The organism is Dyella sp. (assembly GCF_035685805.1).
GTDB lineage: Bacteria > Pseudomonadota > Gammaproteobacteria > Xanthomonadales > Rhodanobacteraceae > Dyella_A.
The window spans coordinates 13,838-34,801 of record NZ_DASSAB010000035.1 but is presented as its reverse complement, the minus strand read 5'-3'; the positions used below and the strand labels follow the sequence as shown (position 1 = coordinate 34,801).

General features: G+C 65.8%; 23 protein-coding genes. 18 read left to right on the top strand and 5 right to left on the bottom strand.

Features of this window, described 5'->3' with window-relative positions:
- Positions 1–179: 179 nt before the first annotated feature.
- From VFG40_RS09020 to VFG40_RS09010, 3 genes are read right to left on the bottom strand one after another with little or no spacing between them, the layout of a single operon-like run.
- Positions 180–980 (bottom strand): amidohydrolase, encoded by an 801-nt coding sequence (locus VFG40_RS09020; RefSeq protein ID WP_324897092.1) that lies wholly within the window; start codon positions 978–980, stop codon positions 180–182.
- Between the two features lie 5 nt (positions 981–985).
- Positions 986–2,131 carry a pyridoxal phosphate-dependent aminotransferase gene (locus VFG40_RS09015; RefSeq protein WP_324897020.1) on the bottom strand — a complete coding sequence of 382 codons (1,146 nt, stop codon included), beginning with the start codon at positions 2,129–2,131 and terminating at the stop codon, positions 986–988.
- Between the two features lie 44 nt (positions 2,132–2,175).
- Entirely contained in the window at positions 2,176–3,153 is a 978-nt protein-coding gene (locus VFG40_RS09010; protein WP_324897019.1) for a LysR substrate-binding domain-containing protein, read from the bottom strand.
- Between the two features lie 112 nt (positions 3,154–3,265).
- On the opposite strand from VFG40_RS09010, the gene VFG40_RS09005 reads away from it, so the two are divergent.
- Together VFG40_RS09005 and VFG40_RS09000 are read left to right on the top strand one after the other, a co-directional pair.
- Complete coding sequence (locus VFG40_RS09005; protein ID WP_324897018.1) at positions 3,266–3,847, top strand: FMN-dependent NADH-azoreductase; 582 nt, start codon at positions 3,266–3,268, stop codon at positions 3,845–3,847.
- A gap of 114 nt (positions 3,848–3,961) precedes the next feature.
- Positions 3,962–5,626: an amidohydrolase gene (locus VFG40_RS09000; protein WP_324897017.1), complete on the top strand. Its 1,665-nt coding sequence runs from the start codon at positions 3,962–3,964 to the stop codon at positions 5,624–5,626.
- A gap of 255 nt (positions 5,627–5,881) precedes the next feature.
- Here the strand turns inward: VFG40_RS09000 and VFG40_RS08995 are convergent, their stop codons facing one another.
- Positions 5,882–6,667: an SDR family NAD(P)-dependent oxidoreductase gene (locus tag VFG40_RS08995; protein ID WP_324897016.1), complete on the bottom strand. Its 786-nt coding sequence runs from the start codon at positions 6,665–6,667 to the stop codon at positions 5,882–5,884.
- A gap of 197 nt (positions 6,668–6,864) precedes the next feature.
- Here VFG40_RS08995 and VFG40_RS08990 point away from each other — a divergent pair, with 197 nt between their 5' ends.
- The 8 genes from VFG40_RS08990 to VFG40_RS08955 all read left to right on the top strand — a co-directional run bounded on the left by VFG40_RS08990 (position 6,865) and on the right by VFG40_RS08955 (position 12,040).
- The gene (locus VFG40_RS08990) at positions 6,865–7,188 is read left to right on the top strand and encodes a hypothetical protein (RefSeq protein WP_324897015.1); all 324 of its coding nucleotides are present in this window, start codon (positions 6,865–6,867) and stop codon (positions 7,186–7,188) included.
- A gap of 2 nt (positions 7,189–7,190) precedes the next feature.
- Positions 7,191–7,565: a GntR family transcriptional regulator gene (locus VFG40_RS08985; protein WP_324897014.1), complete on the top strand. Its 375-nt coding sequence runs from the start codon at positions 7,191–7,193 to the stop codon at positions 7,563–7,565.
- On the top strand, positions 7,562–8,419 hold the full coding sequence (locus tag VFG40_RS08980; RefSeq protein ID WP_324897013.1) for an ABC transporter ATP-binding protein: 858 nt from the start codon (positions 7,562–7,564) through the stop codon (positions 8,417–8,419). Before VFG40_RS08985 ends, VFG40_RS08980 begins: the two co-directional genes overlap by 4 nt.
- Positions 8,416–9,387, top strand: a complete 972-nt coding sequence (locus VFG40_RS08975; protein WP_324897012.1) for a hypothetical protein — start codon at positions 8,416–8,418, stop codon at positions 9,385–9,387. Before VFG40_RS08980 ends, VFG40_RS08975 begins: the two co-directional genes overlap by 4 nt.
- A 163-nt stretch (positions 9,388–9,550) precedes the next feature.
- Complete coding sequence (locus VFG40_RS08970) at positions 9,551–10,189, top strand: GDSL-type esterase/lipase family protein (RefSeq protein ID WP_324897011.1); 639 nt, start codon at positions 9,551–9,553, stop codon at positions 10,187–10,189.
- Positions 10,190–10,251: 62 nt separating this feature from the next.
- Positions 10,252–10,815, top strand: coding sequence for a DUF2884 family protein (locus tag VFG40_RS08965; protein ID WP_324897010.1), 564 nt, complete (start codon positions 10,252–10,254; stop codon positions 10,813–10,815).
- A 100-nt stretch (positions 10,816–10,915) separates the two neighbouring features.
- On the top strand, positions 10,916–11,605 hold the full coding sequence (locus tag VFG40_RS08960) for a YggN family protein (RefSeq protein ID WP_324897009.1): 690 nt from the start codon (positions 10,916–10,918) through the stop codon (positions 11,603–11,605).
- A gap of 48 nt (positions 11,606–11,653) precedes the next feature.
- A complete protein-coding gene (locus VFG40_RS08955; protein WP_324897008.1) occupies positions 11,654–12,040 on the top strand; it encodes a hypothetical protein in 387 nt (128 codons plus the stop codon).
- A 94-nt stretch (positions 12,041–12,134) separates the two neighbouring features.
- Here the strand turns inward: VFG40_RS08955 and VFG40_RS08950 are convergent, their stop codons facing one another.
- Positions 12,135–13,529 (bottom strand): class II fumarate hydratase, encoded by a 1,395-nt coding sequence (locus VFG40_RS08950; RefSeq protein ID WP_324897007.1) that lies wholly within the window; start codon positions 13,527–13,529, stop codon positions 12,135–12,137.
- 237 nt (positions 13,530–13,766) lie between these two features.
- Between VFG40_RS08950 and purB the strand changes: the two genes are divergently transcribed.
- The 8 genes from purB to VFG40_RS08910 all read left to right on the top strand — a co-directional run bounded on the left by purB (position 13,767) and on the right by VFG40_RS08910 (position 20,924).
- Entirely contained in the window at positions 13,767–15,134 is a 1,368-nt protein-coding gene (gene purB / locus VFG40_RS08945; protein ID WP_324897006.1) for an adenylosuccinate lyase, read from the top strand.
- Between the two features lie 288 nt (positions 15,135–15,422).
- Entirely contained in the window at positions 15,423–16,232 is an 810-nt protein-coding gene (locus VFG40_RS08940) for a DUF4393 domain-containing protein (RefSeq protein ID WP_324897005.1), read from the top strand.
- A gap of 86 nt (positions 16,233–16,318) precedes the next feature.
- Positions 16,319–17,197 carry a DUF5677 domain-containing protein gene (locus VFG40_RS08935; protein WP_324897004.1) on the top strand — a complete coding sequence of 293 codons (879 nt, stop codon included), beginning with the start codon at positions 16,319–16,321 and terminating at the stop codon, positions 17,195–17,197.
- A 59-nt stretch (positions 17,198–17,256) separates the two neighbouring features.
- Complete coding sequence (locus VFG40_RS08930; protein WP_324897003.1) at positions 17,257–17,583, top strand: nucleoside triphosphate pyrophosphohydrolase family protein; 327 nt, start codon at positions 17,257–17,259, stop codon at positions 17,581–17,583.
- Positions 17,584–17,881: 298 nt separating this feature from the next.
- Positions 17,882–18,220 carry a PadR family transcriptional regulator gene (locus tag VFG40_RS08925; protein ID WP_324897002.1) on the top strand — a complete coding sequence of 113 codons (339 nt, stop codon included), beginning with the start codon at positions 17,882–17,884 and terminating at the stop codon, positions 18,218–18,220.
- A 35-nt stretch (positions 18,221–18,255) separates the two neighbouring features.
- Positions 18,256–19,182, top strand: coding sequence for a hypothetical protein (locus VFG40_RS08920; protein ID WP_324897001.1), 927 nt, complete (start codon positions 18,256–18,258; stop codon positions 19,180–19,182).
- A 135-nt stretch (positions 19,183–19,317) separates the two neighbouring features.
- On the top strand, positions 19,318–19,695 hold the full coding sequence (locus VFG40_RS08915; protein WP_324897000.1) for a BlaI/MecI/CopY family transcriptional regulator: 378 nt from the start codon (positions 19,318–19,320) through the stop codon (positions 19,693–19,695).
- Positions 19,692–20,924, top strand: a complete 1,233-nt coding sequence (locus tag VFG40_RS08910) for a M56 family metallopeptidase (RefSeq protein WP_324896999.1) — start codon at positions 19,692–19,694, stop codon at positions 20,922–20,924. The genes VFG40_RS08915 and VFG40_RS08910 overlap by 4 nt, the downstream gene beginning before the upstream one ends.
- Positions 20,925–20,964 lie beyond the last annotated feature (40 nt).

The window sequence follows — 20,964 nt, the reverse complement described above, 5'->3', positions numbered from 1 at the left end:
GACAAAAGCCGGACCAGGGGCAGGTGCCCCGGCGGTGCCGGATGGCCGAGAGGCTACGGGGAGGCGGCGACCGAGATCAACAGCGAAACGGAGGAAATCCCGGGATTTTCGCCGTTTCGCGATCATCGCGCGCTGAACCGACAAGCGCGTCGAGAAAAGCCCTACACGTCTGTCATCCGCTACGGAAGCAGCTGGAAATCGTCAGCGTCCATCCAGGCGGGGAAACGTTCGCGATGCGAGAGCAGCGGTGCCGGATCGATGCGGATCGTGACTACCTGTTCCTGCGCGCCGAGCTCCACCAGCGGTTCACCGACCGGATCGATCACCGCGCTATCGCCGGCGTAGGCGAGGTCATTGCCGTCGACGCCGACGCGATTCACACCGATGACGTAGCTGAGATTCTCGATCGCCCGCGCGCGTAGCAGTGTGCGCCAGGGCTGGCGTCGCGGGGCCGGCCAGTTGGCGACAAACAGGGCGAGGTCGTAGTCCATGCCCGCGGGAGCGGCTTCGTTGCGCCGGTTGCGCAACCACACCGGGAAGCGCAGGTCGTAGCAGACCTGCGGCAGGATCCGCCAGCCCTTCAACTCGACGATCAGCCGCTCGCGGCCGCCACCGTAGCGGGTGTGTTCGCCGGCCATGCGGAACAGGTGGCGCTTGTCGTATTGCCGGAGATCGCCGTCGGGCGTGGCCCACAGCAGACGGTTGTAGACCGTGTCGTGCTCACGCAGCGCGAGGCTGCCGGTGACCACGGCGCCGACCTCGGCAGCCAGGCTCCGCATCCACGCGACGCCGGCACCGTCGGTGGCCTCGGCACTGGCCCGGGTGTCGTTGCTGAAGCCGGAGAGGAAGGTCTCCGGCAGCACGAACAGATCGGTTGCACCGGCGTGCGCACGCACCAGCGCACCGTAGTAGTCGCGATTGGCCTCGGCATCGTGCCAGCGGGTGGCGCCCTGCACGAGCGTGACGGTCAGCGGCTGCATGATGCTCACAGCCGGCACAACCGTTCGGCGGCCGCTTCCATCGTGGCGTCGCTCTTGGCGAAGCACAGCCGCGCCAGGCGCGTGCCCGGCGGCGTGGCACAGAACGGGGTCAGCGGGATCGCCGCCACGCCACCCTCGCGCACCATCCAGTCGCAGAATGCGAGGTCGCCCTCGTCGCGGATCGCCGAGTAATCGACCAGCTGGAAATAGCCGCCCGGTACGTCGAGCAGCTTGAACCGCGACGGCGCCAGCAGCGCGCGGAAGCGGTCGCGCTTGGCCTGGTAGAACGCCGGCAGCTCCAGGTAGTGCTCCGGCGTGCTCGCCATGAACTCGGCGAATGCGACCTGCGCCGGATGAAAGGTGCAAAAAGTGAGGTACTGGTGCACCTTGCGGAACTCGGCGCTCAGCGCCGCCGGCGCCACCGCGTAGCCAACCTTCCAGCCGGTGCAGTGGTAGGTTTTGCCGAAGCTCGACACCACCACGCTGCGCGCAGCGAGCTCCACATGACGCAGCACGCTCTGGTGCGCGGCGCCGTCGAACACGATGTGTTCGTACACCTCGTCGGAGAGCACCACGATGTCGGTATCGCGCACGATCCCGGCCAGCGCATCCAGATCATCCGCGGAGAGCACCGCGCCGGACGGGTTGTGCGGGCTGTTGATGAGGATCATCCGCGTGCGCGGCGTGATCGCGTCGCGCACGCGCTGCCAGTCGATCGAGAAATCCGGCTGGCTCAGCGGAATATGCACGGCACGCGCGCCCTGCAGGTCGATCGCCGGCTCATAGCAGTCGTAGGCGGGATCGAACACGATCACCTCCTCGCCCTGGCGCACCAGCGCGGCGATGGCAGCAAAGATCGCCTCGGTGGCACCCGACGTTACCGTGACCTCGCTGTCCGGATTGACCACGCGGCCATACAGCCGCTGGGTCTTGCGGGCGATTTCCTCGCGCAGGCTGGCCAGGCCGATTCCCGGTGCGTACTGGTTGCGGCCGTCGGCCATCGCTCGCGTCACCGCATCGCGCAATGCCTGCGGCGGCTCGAAGTCCGGAAAGCCCTGCCCCAGGTTCACCGCCTTGTGCTCCACGGCAAGCTGGCTCATCACGCTGAAGATGGTGGTGCCGACGTTCGGGAGCTTGCTGGTGATCTGCATGGTCTGCACGTATGGATGGCTAAACGTCGATGCTAGCACGCACGTCAGTGGCCATCGTCGACCGGCCTGGCGGCAGCCTTCTTGCAGGCCTCGTGTTGCTGCCGCGAGGCATCCGGGAGCCGTGCGGCGAGGAACTCCACCAGCGCCCGCACGCCCGGCAACTGACCGCGCCGGCTGGGGTAGACGAAATGCATCACGCCATCGGGCACGCTCCACTGCGGCAGCAGTACCTCCAGTTCGCCGCGGGCCACCCACGGCGCGCAGACGAATTCCGGCAACATCGCCACCCCCGCGCCGCGGCGTGCCGCCTCCAGCAGCATCGCGAAGTCGCCGCAGATCAGCCGCGGCTGGATATCCACCACCACCCGCTCGCCGGACGCGTCGAGCAGCTCCCAGCTTTGCACCCCATCGTGCTCGGCCTGCGACAACGCCGGCAACGCCGAGAGATCGCCCGGCACCTGGGGAACCCCGTGCGCCGCCAGCAGCTGCGGGCTCGCCACCGGCAGCACGCGTGACTGGCCGAAGGTACGCACCACCAGCGTGGCGTCGGTGTCGAGCTTGTTGCGCACGCGGATGGCGACATCGAAGCCTTCGCTGATCACATCCACGCGCCGATTGCTCGACAGCACCCGCACCTGCACCTTGGGGTACTGCAGCAGGAAATCCGGAAGGACCTCGGAAAGCACCGTCTGGGTCAGCGATACCGGGCAACTCAGCCGCACGATGCCGCGCGGCTCGGCGCGCAGCTCGTCCACCGCATCCTGTGCTGCCTGCGCTTCCTCCAGCACCGCGCGGCAGTGGGTATAGAAGCGTTCGCCCACCTCCGTGACCACGAACCGCCGCGTGGTCCGCTGCAGCAGGCGCACCCCCAGGCGGTCCTCCAGCTGCGCCACGCGCTTGCTCAATCGCGACTTCGGAATGCCCAGCGCCCTGCCCGCGGCAGAGAACCCGCTGTGCTCGACCACGGCGGCGAAGAAGTACAGATCGTTGAGGTCCTGCAAGGCGCCCGCGATAGGATGCATGATCGTTTCCCTGTAAAGACGATACGTCCGGATTTGCCTATCTTATCCGTTTATTGTTCGCGATATATCGTGGGTGCATCGCCGCTTTCCGGCATGCACACGAGGATTCGCCATGAACGTTCTTCATCTTGATACCAGCGCCCTGGGCGCGCATTCGGTCTCGCGCCAGCTCACCGCGGCCATTGTGGCGCAGCTTGTGAACGAACAGACCGCCGCGGTCACCTACCACGACCTGGCCTCCGAGCCGCTGTCGCACTGGCTGCCCAACGCCGACCCGGCCAGCGCCGAGGCGCAGCGGAACGAGGCGGTGCTGCAGCAGTTTCTCGACGCCGACGTCGTGGTGATCGGCGCACCGATGTACAACTTCTCGATCACCACCCAGCTCAAGGCATGGCTGGACCGCGTAATGGTGGCGGGCCGCACCTTCCGCTACGGGCCGAACGGCCCCGAGGGCCTGGCCGGCGGCAAGCGCGTGATCATCGCCTCCAGCCGCGGCGGCAAGTACAGCGAAGGTCCTGCCGCTGCCATGGACTTCCAGGAGCCCTACCTGCGCACGGCGCTGGGCTTCATCGGCATCACCGACGTGGTGTTCGTGCGCGCCGAGGGCGTGGCGATGGGTGACGAGGCCAGGCAGGCCGCACTGCAGGCGGCACACGCCGCGATCGGCGAGCTGGCGCTGCGCAAGGCGGCGTGACTGGCGCCTCGGGATGCCGCCGCGTGCGGCGCTCGGAGACGCGCGTCCCGGTATGTTCCAATGCGGGCTGCGGCGGGCATCCCGGCCCGCCTCGGGCCGACGAGGACGACGCAAATGAAACCGATGCTGCGCCTGGCGCTGCCGCTGATGCTGGGGCTCGCCGCTCCGGCCATGGCCGCCGATCTGCTGGTGAAGAACGTCAATGGCTACACGCTGGACAGCCACGGCCAGCTGCAGCGCTTCGACGCGCTGCTGGTCGATCACGGCAAGGTCGAAGCCACCGGAAAGCTCGACGCAATACAGCCCAAGGCGGGCTCGGCACGTGTCATCGATGGCGGTGGCCGCACGCTGCTGCCGGGGCTGATCGACGCCCACGGCCACGTGATGGAGCTGGGCTACGCCAGCATCCAGGTCGACCTCACCGGCACCCGCTCGCTGGATGAGGCGCTGGCGCGGATCAAGGCCTACGCCGACGCGCACCCCGACGCACCGTGGATCATCGGCGGCGGCTGGAACCAGGAGATCTGGAAGCTCGGCCGCTTCCCCACTGCGAAGGAACTGGACGCCGTGGTGAGCGATCGCCCGGTATGGCTGAGCCGCGTGGACGGCCACGCCGCGTGGGCCAACAGCGTGGCGATCCGTCTTGCCGGTGTCACCGCGAAAACCGCCGACCCCAAGGGCGGGCGCATCGAGCGCGACGCCGAAGGCAATCCCTCCGGCGTCTTTGTCGATGGCGCTACCGACCTGGTGAACGCCAGGGTGCCCACCCCCACCCCGGCCCAGCAGACTGCCGCGCTGGACGCCGCACTGGCCGAGATGGCCAAGGTGGGCCTCACCGGCGTGGGCGATCCCGGCATCGACACCGCCACCTACCGGCTCTATCGCCGCTACGCGGATGCACACAAGCTCACCGCGCGCATCTACGCGATGATCCACAACACCGGCGACGACTTCGACACCATCAGCCAGGACGGCCCGCTGGTCGGCTACGGCAACGACTTCCTCAGCGTGCGCGCGGTGAAGCTCTACGCCGACGGCGCGCTGGGCAGCCGCGGCGCGGCGCTGCTGTCGCCCTATTCCGACGACACGCACAACCGCGGCCTGCTGTTCCAGCCGCAGCCGCAGCTCACCGCGATGATCGAGAAGGCCTTCGGCAAGGGCTACCAGGTGTGCATCCACGCCATCGGCGATGCCGCCAACCGCGAGGTGCTCGACAGCTACGCCGCGGCGTACGAGAAGTATCCAGCGGCCAAGGCGTTCCGCAACCGCGTAGAGCACGCGCAGATCGTGGCGGTGAGCGACATCCCCCGCTTCAAGACGCTCGACCTGATCGCCTCGATGCAGCCCACCCACGCCACCTCGGACATGAACATGGCCGAGGCGCGTATCGGCCACGATCGTATGGCCGGCGCCTACGCCTGGCGCACCTTCCTTGACCAGGGCACGGTGATCGCCGGCGGCTCGGACTTCCCGGTGGAGTCGCCGAACCCGTTCTTCGGCCTGTACTCCGCCGTGACGCGCCAGGATCACCAGGGCCAGCCGCCGGGCGGCTGGTATCCGCAGCAGGCGATGACGCGCACCGAGGCGTTGCGCGCGTTCACACTGGGCGCCGCTTATGCCGAGCACGCCGAAGAGACGCTCGGCACGCTCGAACCCGGCAAGTGGGCGGACTTCATCCTGATCGACCGCGACATCATCGCCGGCCCGCCCGCCGATATCTGGAAGACCCGCGTGCTGCAGACCTGGGTCGGCGGCAAGCAGGTATACGCGGCGCAGTGATGCGCCGCGGGGCATCTTCAGAAGGTGCTCCGGTTGACCCAGTGCAAGGCGCCGCCGTGGCTGTCCGTCCGCACATACGGCATGGCCGGCGTGCGCGGGGAGGTCGCATGGATGCGCCCGGCATGGAGGAGCGCGGAAGGCAGACGGCCCTTCTGTCGAGTCGCCGCGACAAACGCATGCGGGCGGACAGCCACGGCCTGACATGCTCGATTCGCAACGGCGCGGTGATGTCCAGGAGGGTTGATCAGAGCACCCTCAAATCACCGAAGCCTTGCCACCGTCCATCGGCACGATCGCCCCGGTGACGTAAGCGGCCCGCGCCGACGCCGGGTACACGGCCAGGTCCGCCACTTCCGCCGGCTCGGCCGGACGCCCCATCGGCACGCCGGCCATCTGCTGTGCCAGCGCCGTCGATCGGTCGATACCGGACGCGCGCATCGCTGCGGCCAGGCCCTCCTCCATGCGGGCGGTGCGGGTGATGCCGGGGTTGATCGCGTTCACCCGCACGCCCTGCGCCGCATAAGCCTGTGCGTAGCCGACCGTGGCCAGCATCAGCGCCGCATTGGCCGCGCCGCCACCGATGTGTAGTGCATTCGCCTGCCGCCCGCCCTGCCCGATCACGTTGACGATGGCGCCCTGGCCGCGCGCGGCCATGGCGCGGATCACCGCGTCGACGGCATGCATGTACGTGAAGTATTTCGCGTCCATCGCCTCGTGCAATGCCGCGGCATCGAGCTCGTGGGGCGGTCGACGCCGGGCGGCGCCCGCGCTGTTCACCAGCACGTCGACCGGACCGTGCTCGGCCGCGATGCGGTCGAAGATCTCCCGCGTCGCGGCGGCATCACGCAGGTCCACCGCGCACACGGCCATCGCATGATCGGCGGCGGCCAGCGCCTCGCGTGCCTGAGCCAGCCCGTCGGCCGAGCGGGCCAGTCCCACCACGGCGGCGCCTTCGGCCGCAAAGGCATGCGCACAGGCCAGGCCGATCCCCTTGCTGGCTCCCGTGATCACCACCCGGCGGCCGGAAAGTCCCAGATCCATCGCTCCGTCTCCTGTTCGCAAAGGCGCCCAAGCCTAGCGCGACTCGGCTCCTGCACCGCGAGAACGGCTTGGTAGCGCCGTTTTACGGCATAGGCCATCAGTCATGTTGCCAATCGTGCGGCCATCTATTGACGGCTCGAAATGTGGTGTTATAGTTCACTACACCACCGGTCCACGAGAGCACTAGGAGACACATCATGAAAACCCCGAACCTGCTTGCACTGTCCGCCGCCGTCCTTATCACCGCCGCCGGCCTGGCCTCCATGAACCACGGCATCGCCCGCGTCCCCGTCGCCGAAATCAACGGCGTACGCGTGATCGACCTGGCCCCGGTCAATGTCACCCCGACCGCGCAGGATCTGCGCGCCGCGGCGCTCACGGCCTACCTCAACGTGCCCGCCGCAACGGCCGCCGGCACGCTGGACAACCGCGCCGAGGCGGACATCCGCCTGGTCGGGACCCAGATGGCCATGCCCTACTATTCGTTTGGCAACAAGCTCGGCCGTATCAGCAAGGAATAAACATGACCATTACCTGGAACGACAGCGTCCCGATCTACCGTCAGCTGCGCGAGCGCGTCGTGGCGATGATCCTGGACGGCGCCTTGAACGAGGGCGACCCGCTGCCGTCGGTACGCCAGGTAGCAGCGGATTTTCAGATCAATCCGCTGACTGTCTCCAAGGCCTATCAGGAGCTGGTCGACGATCAACTGGTTGAAAAAAGGAGGGGGTTGGGCATGTTCGTCAACGATGGAGCGCGCGAATCACTGCTGAAGTCCGAGCGTGAACGCTTTCTGCGCGAGGAGTGGCCGATGCTTTTCGCCCGGCTGCAGCGCCTCGGACTGGATCTGAAAACCCTGCTGCGCGAGGCCAATGACGGCCCGGAGAAAACATCATGAGCGCCGTGATCACCGCCACCGGCCTGAGCAAGCGCTACAAGAACACCGCCGCGCTGGACAATGTGAGCTTCTCGATTCCGTCCGGGCGCATCGTCGGCCTGATCGGCCCGAACGGCGCCGGCAAGACCACCGTCCTGAAGGCGATCCTGGGCCTCACCCCGTTCCAGGGCGAGCTCAATGTGCTGGGCCTGAACCCGTGCACGCACCGCGACGAGCTGATGGAAAACGTGTGCTTCATCGCCGACGTGGCGGTGCTGCCGCGCTGGCTGCGGGTGCGCGACGCGGTGGACTTTGTCGCCCACGTGCATCCGCGCTTTGATCGCGCCAAGTGCGAGGCGTTCCTCAAGCGCACCAAGCTCACGCCCAACCAGCGCGTCAAGCAGATGTCCAAGGGCATGATCGTGCAGCTGCACCTGGCGCTGGTGATGGCCATCGACGCCCGCCTGCTGGTGCTGGACGAGCCCACGCTGGGCCTGGACATCCTCTACCGCAAGCAGTTCTACCAGAACCTGCTGGAGGACTACTTCGACGAGGACAAGACCATCATCGTCACCACCCACCAGGTGGAAGAGGTGGAGCACATCCTTACCGACCTGATGTTCATCCGCGACGGCAAGATCGTGCTCGACGCGGACATGGATGCCATCGGCGAGCGTTTCATCGAAGTGCTTGTAAATGCCGACCGTGCCGCCGCCGCCCGCGCCATGCGCCCGCTGGACGAGCGCCAGGTGTTTGGCAAGAGCATCTTTCTGTTCGACGGTGCCGACCGGGCCGTGCTCGAGGGGCTGGGCGAGACGCGCCGGCCTTCGGTCAGTGACCTGTTCGTCGCCACCATGAAGGGAACCTACGCATGAAGACCCTCGGCTTGAACAACATGTACTGGCTGGTGAAACGCGAATTCTGGGAGCACAAGGGCGGCTTCTTCTGGGCGCCCGTGATCACCGGAGGCATCTTCCTGCTGCTCAACCTCATGGGCATCATCACGGCCGAGGTGATCGGCGCGCAGCACGGCATCCACTTCGGTGCCGGCGGCGAGCTGCGAACGCTGATGAGCCGCATGGACGCCGGCGACCTGAGCAAGGTCGGACTGGCGCTGGACGTGGCGATGTACTCGGCCATCGGCATCATCGCCGTGGTGCTCGGCTTCGTGGTGTTCTTCTACTGCCTCGGCGCGCTCTATGACGACCGTCGCGATCGCAGCATCCTGTTCTGGAAGTCGCTGCCGATCTCCAACGCCGGCACCGTGCTCTCCAAGGTGATCAGCGCCACGGTACTGGCTCCGGTGATCGCGATCGTGGTCGGCATCGTGGTGGGCATGGCGCAGCTGCTGATCCTGGCCGTCACCCTGTCCTTCCACGGCGTCAACGTGTGGCAGTTGCTGGTGCTGGCCCACCCGTTCCGGGTCATGGCCAACCTGATCGGCTACATCCCGATCTACCTGCTCTGGGCGCTGCCGACCGTCGGCTGGCTGCTGTTCTGCTCGGCCTGGTCACGCAGCAAGCCCTTCCTGTGGGCGGTGGCTCTGCCGGTGGCGGCGGGCCTGTTGATCAGCTGGTTCGGCATCATGGGCCTGTTCAACCTGCCGACCACCTGGTTCTGGGTCAACGTGGTGCAGCGCGGACTGCTCAGCGCGTTCCCCGGCGGCAGCCTGATGGCCAGCTCGCACGGCTTCTCGGTCGGCAACGGCAATGAGCTCGGCCTGCTCGATCTGGGGCAGACCTACCAGATCCTCGGCTCGGCCAACCTCTGGATCGGCGTGCTGGCTGGCGCCGCCCTGATCGCCGCCGCTACCTGGTTCCGCCGCTGGCGCGACGACAGCTGACGATTGACGGGCGGGCCGCAACGGCCCGCCCGGGCTTCTCCGCAGCGCCGATCCCCGCATCGCCTGCACCCCGCGCACCCACCGCGCATTCAACCGCCCACCGCTTGCCCCACGGTCCGACAACGGTCGGCCCGATCGGGCAACTGCACCCCGAGGAACACCGATGCGCTCGATCGTTACCGCTCTGCTCGCCGCCGTACTGGCCTCCTCTGTTGCCCCGGTCACCGCGGCGACGGCCCAACCGGCCACCACGGTGCTGCTGGTCGGGGACAGCCTGAGCTCCGCCCACCGGATCCCCACCGAGGCCGGCTGGGTCACGCTGCTGCAGCACCGGTTGGACAGCGGCCCCGACCGCGGCACCGTCGTGGTCAATGCCAGTCGCGGCGGCAAGACGCTCGCCGACGCGCAGGCCGAGCTGCCCGGGCTGCTGGCCCGTCACCACCCGCAGGTGGTGGTGCTGGAACTGGGTGCGAACGACGCCATCCTGGGCGCCTCGGCAAGCGAACTGCGCCAGCGCATGGTGGGCCTGATCGACATGGCCAAGGCGTCGGGGGCGCGCGTGGCCGTGCTCGGCTTCGAGGTTCCGGCGCAACTGGACCGCGATGGCGTCGCGCACATGCTGCACCAGAGTTATGCCGAGGTCGCGCGGCAAGAGCAGGTCGCCCTGCTGCCGTCGCTGATGGCCGGCGTCTCGGACCATCCGGCGCTCCTGCTGGACGACGGCATCCACCCCACCGCCGCGGCGCAGGCGATCATGCTGGACAATGCCTGGCCGACGCTGAAACCGCTGTTGTCGGACTGACCGGTCGCCACCACCGCTTGCCGAATCGGCAACTCCATCCGTCCCAACTAGAGGATCCTTCCATGTCTGCCCGTTCCCTTGCCTGCCCCCTTCTCGCCATCGCCCTGCTCGCTGGCTGCAGCCATCACGACGGCAGCTCACGCTGGAGCGATACCAGCATTGCCGACGGCAGCATCAAGGTGCGCGGGGACCATGCCGTGCTCCGTCCCGATGGCGCGCCCGAGGCGACCATCGACGCCAACGGCACCCTGCGCATCGACGGCAAGGACGTCGCCGTGAACGACGCCCAGCGCGCGCTGCTCAAGCAGTACTACGCAGCAGCCGCCGCGGTGCGCATGCACGGCATCGAGACCGGCAAGGCCGGCGCAAAGGTGGCCGGCGTCGCGCTCAAGGGGGTCGCCTCCAGCCTGTTGCACGGCGACGGCGACACCATGCAGAAAAACGTGGATGCCCAGGCCAAGGCCGTGGAGCAATCCGCCGGGAAGATCTGCAACGACCCGGTCGACATCCAGACCGCACAGGACGGGCTCGCTGCGCAGCTGCCCGCGTTCAAGCCCTACGCGCACCTGATCACCGGGCAGTCCGTGGCCGACTGCAAGAACGACACCGTCGTCCACCGCTCCTGACCGCGCCGCCCTTGACCGGCTCGTCCTGCCCGGCCCAACCCCGAGCGGGAAGCTCCGGCCACTGCGAACACACCCATCCTCCCAAGCAGGCAGACATCTCATGAAAAGCACCGCCATCACCCGCCGAGTGATCACCACCAGCGCTCTGGCGCTGGCATCGCTGCTGCCGCTGGCCGCGTGCAGCCAGACCGGCGCACACAACGACGACAACGCCGCGCAGGCCGTCACCGAAGCGCACGACCAATCCTCCCCGTCGATGATCTCCGAGGAAATCCACAAAGGCATGCAGCAGGCCAGGAAGGAGCTGCTCACCCAGGACATCGACATCAACAACGTCCACGTCGGCCATGACCGGGACAACGACGGCGCCGACCACCGCGACCTGCCCAAGGCCGTCATCACGCCGCAGGGAAACCTGGTGATCGCCGGCAACACCGTGTCCGCCACGCCGGAGCAGCACACCATGCTGGTGGACTACCGCCAGCAGATCATCGGCATCGCCGAGGCCGGCATGGAGATCGGCGAGCACGGCGCCAACCTGGGCACGCAGGCGGCCAAGGAGGCGATCTGGGGTGCGCTTACCGGCAAGAGCGACAAGGAGATCGAGGCGCGCATCAAGCCCCAGACCGCGCAGATCGAGGCCGCCGCCGCCAAGCTCTGCCTGCGCCTGCCCGACATGCTCGCCTCACAGCAGAAGCTGGCCGCAGCCATGCCGGAGTTCCGCCCCTACGCCACCATGACCCAGAAGGACGTGGAGGAATGCGGCAAGGACGACGGCAACGACGACTGACCGCTTTCGCGGTCAGCCTATCCCACAGGTTTTTCAAGGAAGAATCCCATGCGTTACACCACACTGATCGCCACCCTGCTCCTGGCCGGCGCAGCAGCGCCGCCGGCCAACGCGGGCTGGTACGTGCAGATGCACAGCACCACCGAGAGCCTGAGCTGGAAAGGTGCGCACGGGCAGGCGCTGGAGTTGAGCTCGGAAGACGGCAAGGGCATCACCGTCGGAACGATCCTGCCCGACGGCCACGATGGCCTGCACAAGGGCGACCGGATCACCGCGATCGATGGTCATGCGGTGTCTCATGTCCAGCAACTGCTGGCCTATGCCAATGCGCACATGCAGGATCCGGCACGCTTGTCCGTGCATGGCGGCGGGCATGACATCGACGTCGCGCTCCCGGCGGGTGAGCTGGGAGCCCTGATGCACCCGCACCCCTGATCGATCCGCATCGTGCCCGTGACTCCCGGCGCGAGACCCTCGCCCGGGCGTTGTTCGTTCATGGCTGCGCACACCAGCGAGAAAGGTGCGGCGCTCAGCCGCCGCCACCGCCGCCGTGGATGCCACCCTTGGTCAGCTTGATCGGATCGAGCAGCTTCTTCAGCTCGTCCTTTGACAGGCCCGTGGTCTCCAGCGCCACGTCCAGGATCGGCCGCTTCTCCTTGTACGCCTGCTTGGCGAGCGCCGCGCCCTTTTCGTAGCCGATGACCGGGTTCAGCGCCGTCACCAGGATCGGATTCATCGCCAGCGCCTCGTTCACCCGCTGCACGTTGACCTTGAAGCCGAGGATCGCCTTGTCCGCCAGCAGCCGCGACACGTTGGCCAGCAGGCCGATCGACTGCAGCAGGTTGTAGGCGATCAACGGCAGCATCACGTTGAGCTGGAAGTTGCCGGACTGGCCGGCCACGGTGATCGTGGCGTCGTTGCCGATCACCTGCGCCGCCACCATCGCAGCGGCCTCGGGAATCACCGGGTTGACCTTGCCCGGCATGATCGACGAGCCCGGCTGCAGCGCCGGCAGCTCAATCTCGCCCAGCCCCGCCAGGGGACCGGAGTTCATCCAGCGCAGGTCGTTGGCGATCTTCATCAGCGCCACCGCCAGCGTCTTCAGCGCGCCAGACAATTCCACCGCGGCGTCCTGCGCGGCCATGCCCTCGAAGTAATTCTGCGCCGACTCGAATTTCTGCCCGGTGAGCTTCTTCAGCTCTTTCGCCATGCCCGCGCCGAACCTGGGGTCGGCGTTGATGCCGGTACCCACCGCGGTGCCGCCCTGCGGCAGCCGGCGCATGCGCTTGAGCGCGTCCTCGATCCGCTCGATCGCCGAGTCGATTTGTGCACCCCAGCCGGACAGTTCCTGGCCGAAGGTGATCGGCATGGCATCCATCAGGTGCGTGCGGCCGGTCTTGGCAACGTTCTTCAGCTCGCGCGCACGGCGCGCGATGGTCTTCTTCAGGTGCTTCAGCGCCGGCAGCAGCTCCTCCGCACTCATCAGCGTGGCGCTGACGTGGATGGCGGTGGGGATGACGTCGTTGGAGCTCTGCCCGTAGTTGACGTGATCGTTGGGGTGCACCTTGCCGCCGCCCTTGGCCGCCAGGTGCGCGATCACCTCGTTGGCGTTCATGTTGGTGCTGGTGCCCGAGCCAGTCTGGAACACGTCGATCGGGAACTGGTCGTCGAACTGGCCGTCCGCCACCGCCAGCGCCGCCTTGCGGATAGCCGAGGCCTGGCCCTTCTTCAGATGCCCGAGCGCCAGGTTGCTTTCAGCCGCCGCCGCCTTGATCAGCCCCAGCGCCCGGATGAACCCGCGCGGCAGCGCCAGGCCGGAGATCGGAAAGTTGTCGATCGCGCGCTGCGTCTGCGCCCCGTACAGCGCCTCGGCTGGCACCTTCAACTCACCCATGCTGTCGTGCTCGATGCGAAAGCCGCTCATGGCCACACTCCTTGGAAAAGACCGCCGCACTATAAGCGCCTACCCGTAAGCACCACGAAAAGCCGCCCCGTCCTCCGCTTGCAGGAGCTCGCTCGCGGGCGATGCTCCTCGCTCTGAACCCACGTCAAGGCCAAAGAGCATCGCCCGCGAGCGGGCTCCTACAACGGCGGCAGCGCGTGAGCCGTCACAGGGGGCCGCCATGTAAAATCGCCGTTTTCCCGTTGCCGGAACGCGCCGATGTCCACCCACGCCCTTACCGCCCTGTCCCCGCTGGACGGCCGTTACGCCAGCAAGGCCGAGCCGCTGCGTCCGATCTTCAGCGAGTACGGACTCATGCACCGGCGCGTTCATGTGGAAATCGAGTGGCTGCTGGCGCTGGCCGCCGAACCGGCGATCGCCGAACTGCCCGCCTTTGCCCCGGCGCAGATCGACGCGCTGAAGGTCATCGCCGCGAACTTCAGCGTCGAGGACGGCAGCCGCATCAAGGCGATCGAGGCCACCACCAACCACGACGTCAAGGCGGTGGAGTACTTCATCAAGGAGCGCATCGGCTCCGACGCCGCGCTGGCCCAGGCCAAGGAGTTCGTGCACTTCGCCTGCACCAGCGAGGACATCAACAACCTCTCCTACGCACTGATGCTGCGCGACGCACGTACCGACGTGCTGCTGCCGTCGTTCGACAAGATCATCGCCAGCCTGCGCACCATGGCCCACGCCCACGCCAACCTGCCGATGCTCTCGCGCACCCACGGCCAGACCGCCTCGCCCAGCACGCTCGGCAAGGAGCTGGCCAACGTGGTCGCCCGTCTGGAACGCCAGCGCAAGCAGCTGGCCGAGGTGGAGATCAGCGGCAAGATCAACGGCGCCGTGGGCAACTACAACGCCCACGCCATCACCTACCCCGAGCTGGACTGGCGCGGCTTCTCGCAGCGCTTCGTCGAGAGCCTGGATCTCGGCTACAACGCCTACACCACCCAGATCGAGCCGCACGACGGCGTGGCCGAATACTGCGACGCCGTGCGCCGCGCCAACATCGTGCTGATCGACCTGGCCCGCGACATCTGGGGTTACATCTCGCTGGGCTACTTCAAGCAGACGCTGAAGGCCGGCGAAGTCGGCTCGTCCACGATGCCGCACAAGGTCAACCCGATCGACTTCGAGAACGCCGAAGGCAACTTCGGCTTGGCCAACGCGCTGCTCGGCCACTTCGCTGAAAAGCTGCCGATCAGCCGCTGGCAGCGCGACCTCACCGACTCCACCGTGCTGCGCGCTCTGGGCACCGCCTTCGGCCACACGCTGGTGGCGCTGGAATCGCTGGCCAAGGGCCTGGGCAAACTCAACGTCAACGCCGACCGCCTCGCGGCCGACCTCGACGCCAGCTGGGAAGTGCTCGCCGAAGCCGTGCAAACCGTCATGCGCCGCTACGGCCTGCCTGAGCCGTACGAACAGCTCAAGGCGCTCACCCGCGGCCAGGGCATCACCCAGGAATCCATGCGCACCTTCATCACCGGACTGGACCTGCCGGCCGATGCCAAGCAGCGCCTGCTGGATCTCACGCCGGGTGGCTATGTCGGCTTGGCCGAAGTGCTGGCAAAGGCCATCTAACGCGCCATCAAGGTCGTCTGACAAAGCCCTTCGCTCTTCGAGCGGAGGGCTTTTTTTTCGGCCCCACCATACGGTTTATTCCGTCATTTCCGGGCACATAAAAGATAGCTACCCATTTCTTGCCCTATGCACGGCACCACAGTAGCCGGGAGACCGGGCACTACGCGGGCCAACCCATTGCCCACGCCGGAAAATTCCTGCTTGACCCCGGCACCTCACGCAAAGGACGATCGGTGCATATGCCCCGATGTGGGGTCTAGTATGCGTTAGCTGTCACAGGGGAAGTTCGTGGGTGACGAGAATAAGATCCGAGATGCTGCTGATGCCATCGCAGGAATCGCGAAGGCGGTACCTGTGTATCAAGACGTCGCCCAGCCAGCTGCCCAAGAAGTAGGAAGGGCACTACAGACAGTTGCAAAGACGGTACATATCGCCTTAGCGCCTGTGAGTGCATTGGTATGGGGATATGATCAGATAAGGGAGTTCGTTGCCACAAAGGTTTCTGAGCGACTGAAGACCGTACCACCCGAGAACATTGTTCCACCAAAACCAAATGTCGCCGGTCCGGCGCTTGAAGCACTTCGGTACACAGGACACGAGGGCTCGCTAAGCGATCTGTATGCCAACCTCTTGGCCTCGTCCATGAACAAGGATACTGCCCAGGGTGCGCACCCCGCATTTGTTGACATCATCAAGCAATTGACCTCAGATGAAGCCAAGCTTCTAAAGCTGTTTTCCTTAAACAGACCGCTAGCACTGATTTCTCTCGGGATTCAGATGTCGGGGCAACAAGGCATGAGAAATGTAGTTGAACACTACTCCACTCTTGGCCAAGAAGCGGGCTGCGAGTTTCCTGACATGACGCCTTCCTATATCAACAACCTCTGCAGACTTGGCATCGCGGAAGTTCCAGAATTTGACCACTACACTGCACAAGAAGTCTACGACCCTCTGGAATCGAGCTCATTCATTGCAGGACTTAAGCAGCAAATCGAGGCTGCGCCAAATCAAAAAGCCAAGATCACCAAGAAGATGGTGCGCATTACTGCCCTTGGCAAACAGTTCATGCGGACTTGCTTGTCGGCAAGTGACAGCTAACAATTCATCCAAGCCGACGCCGCTTTGCGGCGAGGCTTAATTCAGGCGTTAGGCATCTCATGGCTCAACAGGATCCTATCGCGAGAATGCTCGCTGACATTTCGGCAACCCCAATCGACCCCGATGCGATTGAGCAGTTCACCTCTGAAAGCGACTACGTCAGTTTGGCTCTCGACCTGCTCATTGAGACTGATTCCTACGTCTGCGTAGCAGCGAACATCTACAAGAATGAAAATGGCGTCTGGAGTCGTGATGAAGCAGTGCTCGGCGGCCATCTCGTTCGACTCTACAAACTCATCGACTCCCTGCTAGATCAAACGTGCAAGCATCGCAGGGAAATGTCGATCGTCTTAGCTCGACTGATATTTGAATGCATCGTCAATCTCCGCTATTTGATCGCCAATGCCTCTTACGAAACTTTCAGATCCTATCGGATCTATTCTCTTCAGCATGAGTTAAAGCTAATTGAGACAATCGAAGAGAACATCGCCGCCAGGAACGGGCTCGTTCTGCCAATCGAAGATCGGATGATCAAGTCCATTCTTTCCAGTTTTCGCGCATCTGATCTAACGCGAGATGATGTTTCTGGAAACAAACAACGCAACTGGAATGGCCTCAATCTCTACGAGAGAGCCAGGAGAGTAGGCCTGGATCAGGCCTATCTCGCTGTCTTCGGAGGAGGATCTCATTCCATTCATGGCAATTGGCAAGACCTCCTTGAGTACCACCTAGAAAAGCTCGACGATCATTCATACAGAGCCAATATGGGGTGGCGCAGACCTAGGCCACAGCTGCTGGAGGCGCTTGTCACCTTGACCTGTGAGGCGCTTTTTGACTATCTCCGCTTTGTATCCCTGCCAGACGAGCATGAGCTGTTTGAACGACTTGATGACCTCGGACACAGAACCCAGAACCTCAGCGACTTGCACGAGAAATTCCTCGTAAATCGCAGAAGAAATGCCTAACAATTCACGCAAGCCGACGCTGCTTCGCAGCGCGACTTAATTCAGGCGTCAGGCGGAACATGAAATTCAGCGACCTTCAAGCATCAGCGCAGCAGCTGAACGATCTCTACGAACAGCTGGAGATCAAAAGGTGGGGTCGCGTGTGGACCACTCAGGAACTTGCGCTTGGTTTCATGGGTGACGTCGGTGACCTGGCGAAGCTGGTTCAGGCCCATGCCGGTGTTCGGGATATTGACGGCTGCAAGGCCAAGCTTGGTCATGAATTGTCGGACTGCCTGTGGTCGATCATGGTCCTCGCGAAGAAGTGCGACATCGACCTGGAAGCCGAGTTTGTGAAAAACACCCGGGAGCTGGTCGCCTACGTTTCCGGCGAGCTGGCCAGCTAGGACATCGCTGTATCGCTGCGAACGCGGTGGCGATTGGTGCCACCCGCTCAGACGCGAACACGCGCGATGCGTCGCCACGTGAATCACGTACAGGTCGAGGCCGGATCAGAGGCTCGACGATCAGCGCACAGCGTTCCCCGGCGCCGATGACGAGCCCGCGCTGATGCCGAGGCATCGGCGCCGGCTTGTATCGCGCGACACGTGCTGCGCCTTGCTCCGGAGTGCGGCAAGCCCTCCTCCCGCCGTCCGTCGCACAAATCTGTTTACACACTGTGCGACGCACAGTACTGTTCGCCACATGGGTAATACAGAGACTTCCGCAAAACTTGAACTGGAGCTGCGCCGGGGCGCGGTGGTGCTGGCTGCGTTGTCGCAGCTGCAGGCACCGCGCTACGGCTACGAGCTGCGCCAGGCGCTGGCGGCCAAGGGCATGCCGATCGAAGAGGGCACGCTGTATCCGCTGCTGCGTCGGCTGGAGACGCAGGGCTGGCTGCAGAGCGAGTGGAAGATCGAGGACGGCCCGCCGCGGCGCTATTACGCGTTGAACGCGCAGGGCCGCAAGCTGCTCAAGCAGCTCACGGCGTCCTGGCACGGCATCAACGCCGCCATGAACCGGCTACTGGAGGACGAGGCATGAATGCGAACAATGTGATCGAGTCGTACATCACCGACGTGGCGCTGCGTCTGCCGCGTCGCCAGCGCAATGACGTGGCGTTCGAGCTGCGTGCCTTGCTCCACGAGGAGTTGCAGGCCCGCGCGGCGGATGCGGGCCTGGCTGCGGATGCGGATATGGCGACCGCATTCCTGCGCGAGTTCGGCCGTCCAGAAGAAGTGGCAGCGCGCTATCGCCCTGCCCTCACCATCATCGACCCTGCGGATGGCCAGCGCTTTGTGCGCGCCACGGTGATGGGGCTGGTCATTCTGTGGGCGCTCGGGTTGGTTGATGCGCTCCACCAGCCGCTGGGCTCGGTGTCGGATGTGCTGCAAATGCTCGGCCATTGGTGGGTGGGCAGCGTGCTGCCGTCGCTGTGGTGGCCGGGCGTGCTGGTGATCGCCTTTGGCCTGGCGCAATGGAGCCGGCGCCGCTGGCCGCAGCGCGCACCGTGGAAACCGCGCGACAGCGGCCGCGTCGCGGGTGGGCGCACGTCGATGGTGTTGGCGATGGTCGGCATTGTCTGTGGGCTGTTCGTGCTGATCGAGCCGCGTTGGCTACTTGATGTGACCCTGCACGGACACGCCGCCGCGGCCGCGTATGACGCGCTCACTTACACCGACACCTTTCGCCACCGCCAGGCCCCGTGGCTGTTGCTGGCGCTACTGCTGAACTTGCCGCTGTTTGCCGCGGTAATCATTCAGGGGCACTGGACACCGCGACTGCGGCAGCTGGAACTGGCACTGGGCGTGCTCACCTGTGCGCTGATGCTGTGGACGGCGCTGGATGGCCCGGTGTTCATCGGTGAGGCGAGCAGTTCCACGGTGAAGTTCGTGCTGGTGCTGCTGGTGGTGATGTCGCTGGGGATTTACGGCAAAAAGCTGTATCGCCGCGTGCGGCCGGGACCGTCGCCGCAGGCGGCGACGTGGCGGGGGAAAAGTGCCTGAGCTGGCTCGGCGACCGCGAGCCGATGGGCAAGGGCTCGCCTGTTCCTCCAGTCGTTCCTTGCGGACCGCATCGCGTCGGCGCTTGCCTGGCGTAGCTCGCTTGCCTGGCTCGCTTCCGCGTCGCATGCTGCGCGGATGAAAACCGCTGCACCCACCACCGCGGAACTGGCAGTCCTCCAGGTGCTCTGGCGACGCGGCCCGTTGACGGTGCGCGAGGTGCACGAGGCCGTCTACGCAGACACCGACACCGGCTACACCAGCGCGCTGAAGATCATGCAGAACATGCTGGCCAAGGGCCTGGTCAGCCGCCGCGAGGACGCCCGTCAACACGTCTACGCGGCAGCGGCGTCTGAGCGGCCCATCCTCAACCGGCTGGTCCGCGGCTGGATGGACAGCGCATTCGCAGGCTCCTCACTGGCGCTGGCCATGCAGGCGCTCGATGCCCGTCCGGTGGCACCGGAGGAGCTGGCCCAGCTCAAGGCGATGATCGAGAAGCTCGAGGGCGGAACGTGAGTTTCTTCACCGCCGCTTACCTCGCACGTCTGGAAGTGTGGGGACTGGCGGCGGTGTGCCTGCAGGGCGCGCTGGTGATGCTCTCGTGGTTGGGCTGGGCGCGCGCCGCGGGGCGGTGGTCTCCGGCCGCGCGCCATCGCCTGACCTGCATCCATCTCGCGGCGATCGCCGTGCTGCCGGCGATCACCGTAGGAGTGCTGCACTGGACAGTGAGCCGCGTGGGCATCGCGCCGCCGCATGGCTCCCCGGTCGCGGAACTCGCACGGCACATGGCTGGCTATCGCAGCTTTCTCGCCTTGGCCCTGCCGCTGGCCGGTGTGTGGATGATGGGTGGCCTGACCATGCTGCTGGGCCTCCTGCGGGAGGTCCGACAACTGGCCCGCCTGCCTTGCCGAGCGGCGCCGGCCGGGCTGTATCGAATCGTGCATCGCCTGGCGAGCGGACACATGGGCATGGCCGTGCCCGACGTGAAGATGGCGCAGGTTGCCTCGCCGCAGGTCGTCGGCCTGTGGCGTGCGGTCGTGCTGGTGCCCGACACCCTGGTGCATCTGCCGCAGGCCGAATGCGAGGCCCTGCTGCTGCACGAGCTGGCCCACGTACAGCAGCGCGATTTCCGCTGGAATCTGCTGCAGCGCATCGCGCTGGCGGCACTCTGGTTCCACCCTGCCGCGTGGATGCTCTATCGCCGGGTGATGCGCGAACGCGAGATGCGTTGCGACGCGCTGGCCATTCGCCACGGCGCCTCGCCGCCAGCGCTCGCCCGCGGGCTGGTCCGCCTTGCCGAGCGGCGAGCCCCGGCAGCACTGGCGATGGCGGTCACCGGCGACGGTGATTTCGTCGCGCGCATCCACCGCCTGCTCAGTGCCGAAGCCACCTCCGGGACGCCGGCAGCAGGCGCACGTCCGGTGGCCCTGGCACTCTCGGCGCTGTGCCTACTTGCGCTGGCCGGAGGGCGACTGGGGCAGGCCGACACATCGCTGCCCGACCTTTACCACTCCAGCATCTTCGGACCGACGGTATTCGTCCTCGCTCACGATGACGCGGGTTCGTTTGCGCTACGTATCCGGCGCGGACGGGTGCTCGGCGCCACCGTGGGGCGGCAACCGCTGGCCCGCGACCGCATCCGCCAGCACGGCGGCCACGTCATCCTGCTGGACGCCGCGCAGCAGCCGATCCTTGCCCTGACAGTGACACCACAGAACCGCATCGAATGGGACGGCCGCCCGTGACAGGCCTTCTGCCGGATTGACTTGGTACGATGCCCATCGT